We start from the raw sequence: 12,035 nt of genomic DNA on the forward strand, positions 1-12,035 counted from the left end.
TGTAGGGACATGGACGCTCGAATGTCAGCCACATATCGCGATGCCTTGCGTGCAGCGCTACTTTACCTGGTGCTTTCCGTAGTCTGGCTTCAGTTCAGTGGTTATTTATTGAACAGTTTCTTCGATAACTCCACCGACCTGCTGCGCTGGCAACTGATCAACGGTTATGCCTGGGTGGCCTTCAGTGCCGGGCTGATTTTCATCGCGCGTGCACGTTTGTTTCGCTGCCTGGGCGTCGGCGCCAAATTGCGGGAACGTAATGCCGACCGGGAGCGTTTGCGACAGGCGGCCGCGGTGTTCGATTGCACCCGCGAAGGGGTACTGGTCACCAACAGCAACGGGCTGATCGTCCATGTGAACCGGGCGTTCATGGAAATCACCGGCTACCAGTGTGAGGAAGTGCTGGGTCAGCGACCGAGCATGTTCAAGTCGGGCCATCACCCGCCGGGTTTCTACCAGGCGATGTTCGCGACACTCGAAAGCCTGGGTGAGTGGAGCGGGGAAATCTGGAATCGTCGCAAAAGCGGCGAGATTTACCCGCAATGGCAGACGATCCGCCTCGTTCATGACGATCAGGGGCGGCTCAGCCAGTACGTTGCGGTGTTTTCCGACATCAGTGCGATCAAGAACTCCGAGCATGAACTGACGCACCTGGCCCACCACGATCCGCTGACCAATCTGCCCAATCGCCTGCTGTTTACCGACCGTGCCGGGCAGGCTGTGGCCTCGGCGCAGGCCCATAAGCGCGGTTGTGCGTTGCTGATGATCGACCTGGATCACTTCAAATTGATCAACGACAGCCTCGGTCACAGTGTTGGTGATCAATTGCTCAAGGGCGTGGCTGAGCGTCTGAATACCTTGTTCGGCCCGGGCATCACCCTGGCGCGGCTCAGTGGCGACGAATTTGCCCTATTGGCTGAAAATTGCCCGCAACCGGGGCATGCCGCGGCGCTGGCCCAGCGGGTCATCGATGGTCTCAAGGAGCGGTTTCAGATTGACGGGCATTCGTTGTTCATCAACGCCAGTGTCGGCATCAGCCTGTTCCCCAGCGATGCGTTGAGCGCCGAGCAACTGTTGCGCAATGCCGACTCGGCACTGTTCAAGGCCAAGAGCGCCGGTCGCGACAGCTATGCCCTCTACACCGAAGAGCTGACCGCGCATGCCCAGCAACGTGTCGAGATTGCGTTCGAATTGCGTCGAGCGCTGGAGCAGCAGGAATTGCGGGTCTATTACCAGCCCGTGCACGACCTCAAGACCAGTCGTCTGATTGGCGTTGAGGCCCTGGTGCGCTGGGAGCATCCACAGCGCGGACTGGTGTCACCGGCTGAGTTCATCCCCATTGCCGAACGCACCGGGTTGATTGCCGAGATCGATGCCTGGGTCATGCGCCAGGCCTGTCAGCAAATGTGCCAGTGGCAAGCCGGGGGCGTGGTGTTGTCGTTTGTTGCGGTGAACGTTTCTTCGCGCCTGTTCGCTCGCCGTGAGTTGTACCAACAGGTGGCTCAGGTGCTCCACGACACCGGGCTGGATCCGGCGTATCTGGAGCTGGAAGTCACCGAAAGCGCGGTGATGGAGGATCCGGAAGTGGCGCTGGAGCAGATGCATCGCTTGCGTGAGTTGGGCGTGCGGTTGGCCATCGATGACTTCGGCACGGGCTATTCGTCGTTGCTGCGACTCAAGCGTTTACCGGTGCAAAAACTCAAGATCGATCAGGGATTCGTCGCAGGCTTGCCGGGTGATGAGGATGACGCGGCGATCGCGCGGGTGATCGTTGCGTTGGCGCAAAGCATGGGAATGCAGGTGCATGCCGAGGGGATCGAGCAGGTCGAGCAGGCGGCTTTCCTGCTCGAGCACGATTGCGATCTGGGGCAGGGGTACTGGTTTGGGCGACCTGTACCGGCGGCGTCCTTGGATTGGGTTCGGGCGCCGGTGATTGGATGAGTGCCTGAACTGCTTCTTGTGGCGAGGGGGCTTGTCGGAACGCCGCACCGCCCCGTTCGGCTGCGCAGCAGACGCAAAAATTTGGGGCCGCTACGGCGACCCAACGGGGGGCAAGCCCCCTCGCCACAGGGTTTTGTGTGGCCCTGAAAATAGTAGATCCCCCGCAATCCCTTGTCCCATCAAATAATTCATTTTGGTTATATAAACATTCTTAAATAGTATTTTTAAGAATATCTGCGCCTATCTACTATTGCTCTCACGCCGTACGCAGTGCCCGCCACTGCCAGGCATATCTCATTAAAGGAGCAGCACCATGAGCGCATCCCTACGCAGTGTTGACGGGCAGGACGAAGCTACCATTTTGCGTGAGATCCAGAGCGCGTTGCGCGATCTGCGCTTTGGCGCGGTGGAAATCACCGTGCACAACGCCCAGGTGGTACAGATCGAACGCAAAGAGAAATTCCGTTTGCAGCATCCGGGCAACAAGTCGAGCTGAAGCAAAGATCAAAAGATCGCAGCCTTCGGCGGCTCCTACGGGAGCGTCGAAGGCTTCGATCCTTGAGTCAGGCAACCCGTTCCAGACCATAAGAAAAAGCCACCACACCAAGAATTCCAGGAGCTTTCACCATGTCGTCGATTCGCCATTTTGCGTTGGCCGCCCTGGCCAGTGCCCTTTTTGCTGGTTCCGCGGTTGCCAAGGATTACGAACTGCTCAACGTGTCGTATGACCCGACCCGTGAGCTGTATCAGGACTACAACGCCGAGTTCATCAACTTCTGGAAGAAAGACCACGCTGGCGACAATGTGAAGATCCAGCAGTCCCACGGTGGCTCAGGCAAGCAGGGCCGGGCGGTGATCGACGGTCTGCGGGCCGACGTGGTGACCCTGGCCCTGGCCGGTGACATCGACGAAATCGCCAAGCTCGGCAAGAGCCTGCCGGCTGACTGGCAGAAGCGTCTGCCGGAAGCGAGCACGCCTTACACCTCGACCATCGTGTTCCTGGTGCGCAAGGGCAACCCGAAAGGCATCAAGGACTGGGGTGACCTGACCAAAAACGGCGTGGAGGTCATCACCCCGAACCCGAAAACCTCCGGCGGTGCACGCTGGAACTTCCTCGCGGCCTGGGCCTATGGCCTGAAAGCCAATGGCGGTAACGAAGCCAAGGCCAAAGAGTATGTGCAGACCCTGTTCAAGCACGTGCCTGTGCTGGACACCGGTGCTCGCGGTTCGACCATCACCTTCGTCAACAACGGCCAGGGCGACGTGTTGCTGGCCTGGGAAAACGAAGCTTTCCTGGCCTTGAAAGAAGACGGCGGCGCCGACAAGTTCGACATCGTCGTGCCTTCGCTGTCGATCCTTGCCGAGCCACCGGTGGCTGTGGTCGACAAGAACGCCGAGAAGAAGGGTAATACCGAAATCGCCGAAGCGTACCTCAAGCACCTGTACAGCCCGGCCGGCCAGGAAATTGCGGCGAAAAACTTCTATCGTCCACGTGACAAGGACGTAGCCGCCAAGTACGCCAAACAGTTCCCGACCCTGGAACTGGTGACCATCGACAAGGACTTCGGCGGCTGGAAAACCGCCCAGCCGAAGTTCTTCAATGACGGTGGCGTGTTCGACCAGATTTACCAGGCGCAGTAGCCTGAAATAGGTCTGCCAACGGGCCCCGATCTTGCCGTCGGGGCTTAGTGCGTTTTCAACCAAGGACTTTTATGTCGCGTCGTATCTCCCCCGTCATACCCGGCTTCGGGCTGACGCTGGGCTACACCTTGGTGTACCTCAGCCTGATTGTGCTCATTCCACTGGCGGCGATGTTCGTGCATGCCGCTCAACTGACCTGGGACCAGTTCTGGGTAATCATCTCGGCACCTCGGGTGCTGGCCGCGTTGAAGCTGAGCTTCGGCACCGCGTTGTACGCCGCGATCATCAACGGCGTGATCGGCACGCTGCTGGCCTGGGTGCTGGTGCGCTACACCTTCCCGGGGCGCAAAGTCATCGATGCGATGATCGATCTGCCCTTCGCATTGCCCACTGCCGTGGCCGGTATTGCGTTGACCGCGCTGTACACCCCCACCGGCCTGGTGGGTCAGTTCGCGGCGGACCTGGGTTTCAAGATCGCGTATACCCCCCTCGGCATCACCCTGGCGCTGACTTTTGTAACACTTCCATTCGTAGTACGTACGGTACAGCCTGTACTGGCCGATATCCCCCGTGAAGTGGAGGAGGCGGCGGCGTGTCTGGGGGCAAATCCGTTGCAGGTTTTCCGCCATATTCTGATGCCGGCGCTGCTCCCGGCCTGGCTGACCGGTTTCGCTTTGGCCTTTGCCCGTGGGGTCGGCGAGTACGGTTCGGTGATTTTCATCGCTGGCAACATGCCAATGAAAACCGAAATTCTGCCGCTGCTGATCATGGTCAAACTCGACCAGTACGATTACACCGGCGCCACCTCCATTGGTGTACTGATGCTGGTGGTTTCCTTTGTCCTGTTGCTGCTGATCAACTTGTTGCAGCGGCGCATCGAAACCCCATAAGGAGGCGCGAAAAATGTCCCAATCGTCTATTGCAGCGGCCTCCTCGAACGCCGCCCGCCGTGGCAGTGCTGCTTCGCGGCGAATCCTCATTGGCCTCGGCTGGCTGATTTTTGCGCTGTTTCTGTTACTGCCGCTGTTCATCGTCGTGTCCCAGGGCCTGAAGCTGGGCCTGGGGGCGTTCTTCACCGCGATCTTTGAGCCGGACGCGTTGTCGGCCCTGAAACTCACGGTGATTGCGGTGTTGATTTCGGTGCCGCTGAACCTGGTGTTCGGTGTCAGCGCGGCGTGGTGCGTGAGCAAATACTCGTTCCGCGGCAAGAGCATGCTGGTGACCCTGATCGACTTGCCGTTCTCGGTGTCGCCGGTGATCGCAGGTCTGGTCTACGTGCTGATGTTCGGCGCCCAGGGGCTGTTCGGCCCGTGGTTGCAGGACCATGACATTCAGATCGTCTTCGCCTTGCCGGGCATTGTGCTGGCGACGATTTTCGTCACCGTGCCGTTCGTGGCCCGTGAGCTGATCCCGCTGATGCAGGAACAAGGTACCCAGGAGGAAGAGGCCGCGCGTTTGCTTGGCGCCAATGGCTGGCAGATGTTCTGGCACGTCACCGTGCCGAACATCAAATGGGGCCTGATCTATGGCGTGGTGCTGTGTACCGCGCGGGCCATGGGTGAGTTCGGGGCGGTGTCGGTGGTGTCCGGGCACATTCGCGGGGTGACCAACACTTTGCCGCTGCACGTCGAGATTCTCTACAACGAATACAACCACGTGGCCGCGTTCGCCGTGGCGAGCCTGTTGCTGATCCTGGCGCTCTTCATCCTGCTGCTCAAGCAGTGGAGCGAAAACCGTATTAACCGCCTGCGCGCCAGCGCCGCGGAGGAATAAGTCATGTCGATCGAAGTGCGTAACGTCAGCAAGAACTTCCACGCGTTCAAGGCGCTGGACAACATCAGCCTGGACATTCAAAGCGGCGAACTCGTGGCGCTGCTGGGGCCGTCCGGCTGCGGCAAGACCACATTGCTGCGAATCATCGCCGGCCTGGAAACCCCGGATCAGGGCAACATCGTGTTCCACGGCGAAGATGTTTCCGGCCACGACGTGCGTGATCGCAACGTCGGTTTCGTGTTCCAGCACTACGCCTTGTTCCGCCATATGACGGTGTTCGACAACGTTGCGTTCGGCCTGCGTATGAAGCCGAAAAACCAGCGTCCGAACGAAAGCCAGATCGCGGCGAAAGTCCACGAACTGCTGAACATGGTGCAACTGGACTGGTTGGCCGATCGCTACCCGGAACAACTCTCCGGCGGCCAGCGTCAGCGCATCGCGTTGGCCCGCGCCCTGGCGGTGGAGCCGAAAGTGCTGCTGCTCGACGAGCCTTTTGGTGCACTCGATGCCAAGGTCCGTAAAGAACTGCGTCGCTGGCTCGCGCGGCTGCACGAAGACATCAACCTGACTTCGGTATTCGTGACCCACGACCAGGAAGAGGCGATGGAAGTTGCCGACCGGATCGTGGTGATGAACAAGGGGGTGATCGAGCAGATCGGGTCACCGGGCGACGTCTACGAAAATCCGGCCAGCGATTTCGTCTATCACTTCCTCGGCGATTCGAACCGTCTGCATTTGGGCGAAGACCGGCACGTACTGTTCCGTCCACACGAAGTGTCGCTGTCGCGGCATGAACTGGAAGACCACCACGCCGCTGAAGTGCGGGATATTCGTCCATTGGGCGCCACCACGCGGGTGACGCTGAAGGTCGAAGGCCAGAGCGAGTTGATTGAAGCTGAAGTGGTGAAGGATCACGACAGCCTGGTTGGATTGACGAAGGGTGAGACGTTGTTCTTCAAACCCAAGGTCTGGCAGAAAGTCGCCAACATTTAAGGGCCAAAGCATCGCGAGCAGGCTCGTTCCAGCAGTGGATTGGTGTTGACCACAAACTCTGTCGGCAACCCAAAGTCCTTGCTCGCGATGGCGTCTCCAAGCACACCTCGCCCAATCTGTAATAACACCAACCGACCTTGCTTCGATCGGTTCTACCCCCGTGATTTTTTTGCCTCAAACCCTACCTAGACTCTGACTTGCCAGGAGGCAGTGAGAGTCCATGACGGACCGGTGTTATCTCCTGGCGCCCTGATGCCAAGGAGATAAAACATGAGAATGGAAGTCAGTCGGCATGGCCCGTTTGGCTGTGCCTTGTTGAGCGCTTTGTTGGGCTCGTCCGCCATTGCCGCCCCCTCACTGTCGCCGCAGATACCCTTTGATGTCACGGTTACCCAACCGGTTTCTCTGCCCAGCCTGCAGGCCGATTTCGATGACTTGTCGTGGCAGACCTTCATCGCCCTGAGCTGGCCGGCGCTGGACAATGGCGATCCAAATACCGGCACCCCCATCGGCAAGCAGGATGAGGCCACGGTGTGGGAAAGCTGGAAAGAGAGCTACCAGATATTCCGGGCCAAGGGACAGACACCGCTGCCCTGGGATGCGCCGGCCACCCTCCCCGAAGTGTGCAAGTCACTCAAGCCTGGCCGCCTGTTGCAACAGATGGGCAAGGTGCCCGATGTGCTGGATGAGTTTATTCAGCCTTTCGAGAGCGGCCCGCTGGTGGATCAGAACGGCGTCTATACGCGCAACGAAATCGTGGTCAACCAATCGATGTTCGACGGGATCGTCAACAACGGGTTGTACAGCATCGAAGGCCAGCAGAAGTTTTTCGCCGCGAGCCCGAGCAACGCCGTGGCTTTCAGCTGTGGCTCGGCTGAGACGAAGCAGGTCGGTGCGGTGATGGTGAAGGCGTCGTGGAAAGTACTGGGCCCCAATGACCGCAGGCAGGATTTCCACACCGTCGATGCACTGGTCTATACGCCGGGCAACAACGATCCGAGTCATGGGCCGATTGTCGAGGAGTCGTGCGTATCCGAGCCGGTCGGGCTGGTGGGGTTGCACATCGTTCATAAGACCGCCAATGCGGCGCAGTGGGTGTGGTCAACCTTCGAACATGTGAAAAACGTACCGGAGAAATCCACACCTCCTGAGCAGCGGGTGGGCCCGTACCTGTTCTACAACGTCAACAGCAAGAGCGACGTCAACCAGCCTCCGCCACGGCCGTGGAACCCGGCAGTCAAGGCGACGCCCTCGCAGATCGAGCGTGACGCGCCGCTGACCGACGCCACCAAAACCCTGAACACCACGTACCAGGCCCTGCTGCGGACGGTCAATCCGCAGAGCGTCTGGGCGAACTATCAATTGATCAGCACCCAGTGGCCGTCTGCTCCTCCACAGCCCAATTGCCAGATATCGGCGACCAACCCACTGGGCAGCCCCGCGCCCTTGTTCCTGGCCAACGCCACGCTGGAAACCTATATCCAGGGCACCGTGCCCCAGGCGTCTTCCAGCTGCATGGCGTGCCACGGTAATGCGGCCACCCATGTCACCGAATCTCCGCGCACCAGCTTCGCGGATTTCACCTACCTGCTTGAACGCGCACAGTCCACGGGTGGACAAGGAGTCAGCCATGAGCAGTGATCTGCAAAACTTCATCGGCCTTTCATCGGCCCTCACCGGCATTCCCGCTGATCGACTGGCGCCGGCCATCGACCAGGTGGGCTTGCCGCCGATCTTTCTCGAGTTCATCACGCCACGCATCACGCCTGATGTGCTCAATGCCTTGCTGACTCAGTACGCCACGATGGCGGCGGACCTTGAGCCTCCGGACCGGATCGCCCAGGCGGTACTGATGGATGGGGCGCAACCGGCGACTACGCAAACCGCCCGAGCAGCGCGTTCGATCATGAAACTGTGGTTGTTGGGTGTCTGGTATCAGCCCTATGCCACTGGGAGCTACAAATCGACCGATTCGATGGTGGTGTCCGATCAGGCCTACATCAACAGCTGGGCCTGGAAAATTGCCCAGGCCCATCCCATGGGCTACAGCGAGATGTTTTTCGGCTATTGGAACGCCACGCCGCCGAGCCTTGAGGATTACACCGGGGTACCCGCCAGCGGACAGCAAGGAGCCTTGTCATGAGTACCGAACAAGCGGACGTAGTGATCGTTGGCGCGGGGCTGGCCGGCAGCATCATCGCTTATCAACTGGGCATGGCCGGGGTGGATGTGCTGGTGCTCGAATCAGGCCCGGAAATCCCGGCCAACCGTGCTCAATACCTGGAGCGCTTCTATACGGCCACGCTGAAAACCCCCGAAGCCCCTTACCCACCGGTGACGAGCCTGGACACGCCCCGTGATCCGGCCAACGAGAACGCCCCGCGTGCGACCATCGCCGATTTGATCCTGGGCTGGGACAAGCCGGCGATCAGCTATCTGGTACAGAAAGGCCCGATGCCCTTCACCAGCACCTATGAACGGGTCGGCGGCGGCACCACCTGGCATTGGGTCGGGACATGTCTGCGCATGGTGCCGAACGATTTTCGCCTGAAATCAAAATACGGCGTCGGGGTGGACTGGCCTATCGGCTACGACGATCTGCAAAGTGCCTACTGCCGGGCCGAGGCAGAAATCGGCGTGGCGGCCAATGTCGCCGACCAGGCCTATCTGGGCATGACCTTTCCCGAAGGTTATTCATTCCCGATGCATAGCATTCCGTTGTCGCTGGTCGATGGCAGTTTTGTCACGGCCGTGACGGGGCAGATGTTCGACGGCTTGCCGCTGGTGGTCAGTCCGACGCCCGCCGGGCGCAATTCCCAACCTTACGCGGGGCGCCGGGTGTGTGCCGGCAACACCAACTGCACACCGATCTGTCCGATCCAGGCCAAGTACGATGCGACAGTGACAATGAACAAGGCCCTGGCCACCGGCAAGGTCAAGGTGTTGTACCGAACCGTGGCGAGCAAAGTGACCGTCGGGGCGGACAGCAATATCAACGGTATCGAATTCATTCAGTATCAGCTTGGCGACGGCCCGGTCACTGGAACCGGCGTCGCTATCGGGCAGCGTTATGTGATCGCCGCCCATGCCATCGAGACACCCAAGCTATTACTGAACTCCACGAGTCCGGCCTGGCCCAAAGGTGTGGCCAACAGCAGTGGGCAGGTGGGACGCAGCCTGGCCGATCACCCGATCTACCTGGCATGGGGGCTGATGCCTGAAGGCAAGGCGGTTTTTCCGTACCGGGGTCCTCTGTCCACGGCGGGTATCGAGAGTTTGCGTGACGGTGACTTTCGCAGCTCTCGAGCGGCGTGGCGCATCGAAATCGGTAACGAGGGCTGGAACTGGCCGGCCACCGATCCTTACACCACCGTGGCTGACTTCATCGACGGGGCGAATCACAGTCAAACCAACCCGCTACCGCCGGCCTTGAAACCACAGCAAGTGCTCTATGGGACAGCGTTGGTTCAAAAGCTCAACGACTTGTTCATCCGTCAGTTCCGGATCGCGTTTCTGGTGGAGCAGGTCGAGGACGATCCCGATCACCCCACGTGTTACATCGTGCCGTCGACCGAGTACAAGGACCGGCTCGGCATTCCCCGGCCGGAAATTCACTATGACCTGTCCAAATACACCAAGGAGGGCTTCAAGCAGGCGAAGAAGTTGGCGACTCACATCATCACCGAACTGCTCGGCGCGGTGGAGCTGACGAAGCCTCTCACGCCCGGGACGTTCACCTACGACAATGAGCCTTACAGTTTCCAGGGTGCCGGGCACCTGATGGGGACCTATCGCATGGGCGATGATCCAACCAAATCGGTCGTCGACAAATACCAGCGCAGTTGGGACCACAAGAACCTGTTCCTGGTGGGCGACGGTGTCTTCCCCAGCACCGGCACTTCGAACCCGAGCCTGACGATTGCCGCGTTGTCGTTCCAGGCCGGGGATACGCTGGCCAACGACCTGAAGGCTGCGACGGTGGAGGTTCTGGCCAATCTGCCCTGGCAGGGCACCGGTGTACAGATCAACGGTCTGGTGCCGCGTCTGGCTCGTTGTGTCCTTGGCTTATGGTGCGCCAGCCCGGAGGGTAATTGGGTGGATGGAAAGGGCAATCCGAACTACATCGCCAAGTTCGGCTATACGCTGATGGGGGCCGCCGAAGGTGCTTTGATCGGCCGTGTTGGTGACTTTGGCATTCCCTTCCTGATCGGTGATCTGGCGCAGATTCCGGCCGGCCAGCAAGGCGAGCTGCAGTTGTGTATCAATGATGACCTGCTAGGCCTCTACGGTGCGGGTTTGAAGGACAACCTCGGTGCACTGACGGTTCGGGTCGAGTTCGGCACGCTGTGAAACCTTGAGCGGTAACGGCATCAATCCGTTACCGCTCTTTTTCTCAGGCGGCTGAGCGTTGATTGCGCAAGGCCACTGGCCCGGCGCGTTCTTCGATGGCCCGTTTCAGTTCGCTCCGAAGCCCCAGCAGGAAGCCTGCTTCCACCACCACAAACAATGGCCCGACAATCAACCCCGTCACATCATCGACAAACGCCGGTTTGCGCCCCTCGTAATGATGGCCGACAAACTGAATCGCCCAGCCCACCACAAACATCCCGATGCCGGCGCTAAGCCAGGCAAATGTGCTTTGCTGCGCAAGCACATGCCCCAGCCAGACCGACAGGCCCAGCAATACCGTCATCAGCACTCCAAGCCGCAGTTCCAGGCGCAGGTAAAACCACGCCGACGCCAGTGACACCAGCACTGCCGGTGACAGCCAGCCCCCAGCCCATTGCGGACGCGACAGCAACACCGCGACCGCCACGACGATCAGGGGAATGCCCACGAAGTGGCTGGCGATATTGCGCGGATCACGGTGGTAGGCGGCGTATTGACTGAGATGGTCAACGAGGCTTTTCATTGTTATTCCTCCTGTAGGGTGATTGATGATGCCCCGGGTTCATCTCTCGCTCTGTCAGCCAGGCGACAATCTCCAGGAGTTTTCATGGACATGCAGGTTTGGCGTTCGCGCCTGGATACGGGGCAATGGTTCAGTCATGTACCTGTTTCCTTACAGGATAGTCTGCTGGCAATCGCCCGGATTCGGCGCCTATCGCCGGGGCAACTGCTGTTCAAACGCGGTGATCCCCCGTGCGGGTTGTATGCGGTGCTTGAAGGTTCGGTGCGCATTGGCGCGGTGAATGAGCAGGGCAAGGAAGCGCTGCTGAGTCTGGTGGAGCCGCCGCACTGGTTCGGCGAAATCTGCCTGTTCGATGGTCAGCCGCGAACCCATGATGCCTACGCCGTGGGCCAGTGCATTCTGTTGCACATCCCGCAAACAGCGCTGCTGGCGTTGCTCGACGAACGCCCGGCGTACTGGCGGCAACTGGCATTGCTGATGAGCCACAAACTGCGCCTGACCTTCATCAACCTCGAACAGCTGAGCCTGATGCCGGCCCCGGCACGCCTGGCCCATCGCTTGCTGATGATTGCCGAGGGCTATGGTGAAATCGATCTGCCGCGCCGCGTTCTGCAACTGCCGCAGGAGCAATTGGCGTCGATGCTGTCGCTGTCGCGCCAGACCACCAACCAGATCCTCAAGGACTTGCAGGGGCAGGGGATTCTGAATCTCAGGTATGGCGAGATCGAGATTCTGGATGCGCAGCGGTTGCGGGCGTTGGCGGTGGTTTGATGTG

The 12,035-nt window shown here is 59.8% G+C and carries 11 protein-coding genes; 10 read left to right on the forward strand and 1 reads right to left on the reverse strand.

Translation table 11 applies throughout. The features are described 5' to 3' along the window. Nucleotides 1–21 precede the first annotated feature (21 nt). The 9 genes from dibA to AF70_RS10105 all read left to right on the forward strand — a co-directional run bounded on the left by dibA (nt 22) and on the right by AF70_RS10105 (nt 10,698). Nucleotides 22–1,941 carry a phosphodiesterase DibA gene (gene dibA, locus AF70_RS10065; RefSeq protein ID WP_028939545.1) on the forward strand — a complete coding sequence of 640 codons (1,920 nt, stop codon included), beginning with the start codon at nt 22–24 and terminating at the stop codon, nt 1,939–1,941. Between the two features lie 313 nt (nt 1,942–2,254). After that, complete coding sequence (oscA, locus tag AF70_RS10070) at nt 2,255–2,437, forward strand: sulfur starvation response protein OscA (RefSeq protein WP_018929364.1); 183 nt, start codon at nt 2,255–2,257, stop codon at nt 2,435–2,437. Nucleotides 2,438–2,568: 131 nt separating this feature from the next. Next, a complete protein-coding gene (locus AF70_RS10075; RefSeq protein ID WP_018929363.1) occupies nt 2,569–3,582 on the forward strand; it encodes a sulfate ABC transporter substrate-binding protein in 1,014 nt (337 codons plus the stop codon). A 71-nt stretch (nt 3,583–3,653) separates the two neighbouring features. Beyond that, a complete protein-coding gene (gene cysT / locus AF70_RS10080; RefSeq protein ID WP_028939546.1) occupies nt 3,654–4,472 on the forward strand; it encodes a sulfate ABC transporter permease subunit CysT in 819 nt (272 codons plus the stop codon). A gap of 13 nt (nt 4,473–4,485) precedes the next feature. Beyond that, nucleotides 4,486–5,355, forward strand: coding sequence for a sulfate ABC transporter permease subunit CysW (cysW, locus tag AF70_RS10085; RefSeq protein WP_007941037.1), 870 nt, complete (start codon nt 4,486–4,488; stop codon nt 5,353–5,355). A 3-nt stretch (nt 5,356–5,358) separates the two neighbouring features. After that, nucleotides 5,359–6,348 carry a sulfate/molybdate ABC transporter ATP-binding protein gene (locus AF70_RS10090; protein WP_028939547.1) on the forward strand — a complete coding sequence of 330 codons (990 nt, stop codon included), beginning with the start codon at nt 5,359–5,361 and terminating at the stop codon, nt 6,346–6,348. A gap of 270 nt (nt 6,349–6,618) precedes the next feature. Then, the gene (locus tag AF70_RS10095) at nt 6,619–7,989 is read left to right on the forward strand and encodes a hypothetical protein (protein WP_026331890.1); all 1,371 of its coding nucleotides are present in this window, start codon (nt 6,619–6,621) and stop codon (nt 7,987–7,989) included. Next, on the forward strand, nt 7,979–8,491 hold the full coding sequence (locus tag AF70_RS10100) for a hypothetical protein (protein ID WP_028939548.1): 513 nt from the start codon (nt 7,979–7,981) through the stop codon (nt 8,489–8,491). The genes AF70_RS10095 and AF70_RS10100 overlap by 11 nt, the downstream gene beginning before the upstream one ends. Then, on the forward strand, nt 8,488–10,698 hold the full coding sequence (locus AF70_RS10105; protein WP_028939549.1) for a GMC family oxidoreductase: 2,211 nt from the start codon (nt 8,488–8,490) through the stop codon (nt 10,696–10,698). Before AF70_RS10100 ends, AF70_RS10105 begins: the two co-directional genes overlap by 4 nt. A 43-nt stretch (nt 10,699–10,741) precedes the next feature. On the opposite strand, the gene AF70_RS10110 is transcribed toward AF70_RS10105, so the two are convergent. After that, complete coding sequence (locus AF70_RS10110; protein ID WP_028939550.1) at nt 10,742–11,260, reverse strand: DUF962 domain-containing protein; 519 nt, start codon at nt 11,258–11,260, stop codon at nt 10,742–10,744. An 84-nt stretch (nt 11,261–11,344) separates the two neighbouring features. On the opposite strand from AF70_RS10110, the gene AF70_RS10115 reads away from it, so the two are divergent. After that, nucleotides 11,345–12,031: a Crp/Fnr family transcriptional regulator gene (locus AF70_RS10115; protein ID WP_028939551.1), complete on the forward strand. Its 687-nt coding sequence runs from the start codon at nt 11,345–11,347 to the stop codon at nt 12,029–12,031. Nucleotides 12,032–12,035 lie beyond the last annotated feature (4 nt).

This window comes from Pseudomonas sp. KD5 (assembly GCF_012932895.1).
Lineage (GTDB): Bacteria > Pseudomonadota > Gammaproteobacteria > Pseudomonadales > Pseudomonadaceae > Aquipseudomonas.